1 protein-coding gene is annotated in these 1,220 nt (G+C 72.1%); it reads right to left on the bottom strand.

Annotation, left to right across the window (positions count from 1 at the left end; genetic code table 11):
* Positions 1-1,220, bottom strand: a 1,220-nt coding sequence (locus ACWDR0_RS34950) for a transcriptional regulator (RefSeq protein WP_456355856.1), incomplete at both ends; no start/stop codon positions are given.

The following is a 1,220-nucleotide window of genomic DNA, read 5'->3' as shown; positions in this document are numbered from 1 at the left end:
GTCAGCCGGGTGCGGAGGTCGGTGAGGCCGGCCGTGCCGCGGGCGGAGGAGACGCCGCCCAGGTAGTCGACGGCACGGCGGGCGGTGTGCACGGCCCCGTCCAGGTCGCCGAGCGCGACCCGGGCCTCGGCCTCCCGGGCCAGGTAGATGACCGCCCCGCGCGGGAACTCGTCCTCGTGGTAGGCGTCCCGCAGGTCAGCCGACGCGGCGGTGAAGTGGGTCAGGGCCTCGGCCGGTCGGTCGAGGTTCAGCGCGCAGGAACCGGCGAGCATATGCAGTTCACCGAGGTTGACCCAGTAGACGCAGTCGGGGTCCTCCTCCGGGGCCCGGTCGCGGGCCCCGTCGTAGGCGTCGAACGCGGCGCCGAGGGCCTGTTCGGAGGCGCGGCCCTCGCCCGCGCGGGCATGGGCCCGGGCGAGCCGGGCGTACAGCATGGCCGTCATGGTGGGTGAGCCGATCCGGTCGGCGCGCCTCAGAGCGTCGGCCACCAGGTGGGAGGCGCCGCGGGGGTCGCCGGTCGAGTAGCGCATGACCGCCCAGAAGGCCATGGTGTTCGTGGTGACCACCGGGTCGGCTGCGGACGCCGCAGCGCGCAGAGCAGCCACGTAGTACTCCTCCGCCAGACCGTGCTGACCGGAGTCGTATGCGGTCCACGCGCAGATACGCGCAGCCTCGGCCGCGGTGCCGTGCAGTCGGCGGCCGATCTCCTCGGTGTACGAGGTGGTCTTCAGCGTACGGACGATCAGCCGGAGCTGCGCGCGAGCTGTGGCATGAACCTGGCCGGAGCCGAGCTGGTCGTCCTGTCTCCGCAGGATCGCCAGCGATTCTTCGAACAGGGTGGGCACGTTCGCGCCGATGCGGCGCCCGTGCGATCGCGCGGTGGCCGGTTCGGCGGTGGCGACCCCGGCGAGTATCGGCGTTACTCCGGTGACGACGAGAAACCCTCTGCGGTCCATGGCAGCCTCTCCTGCGGTGGCGACGCGGTCGAGAAGCTCGATCGTGGTGGCCGGGGTCCACTCGGCGGTGAGGAGGAACCGGTCGTGGACGCACGCGAGCTTCAGCCACTCGGGCCAGGGTCTGGCGGTGATCTCGTCCTCCGGGATGCCGTGCAGAACGGCCATTGCTTTCTGCGCGTGCAGGTCCGGTGTGACGCCGCCCCTGGTCCAGCGGGTGACGCGCTTGCGGTCACGTGCGATCGGCCCGTAGCCGAGCTGCTGGTG

Source organism: Streptomyces sp. NPDC003691 (genome assembly GCF_053981115.1).
Note: the sequence above shows the minus strand (reverse complement) of the source record. Positions and strands in the feature narration are given on the sequence as shown.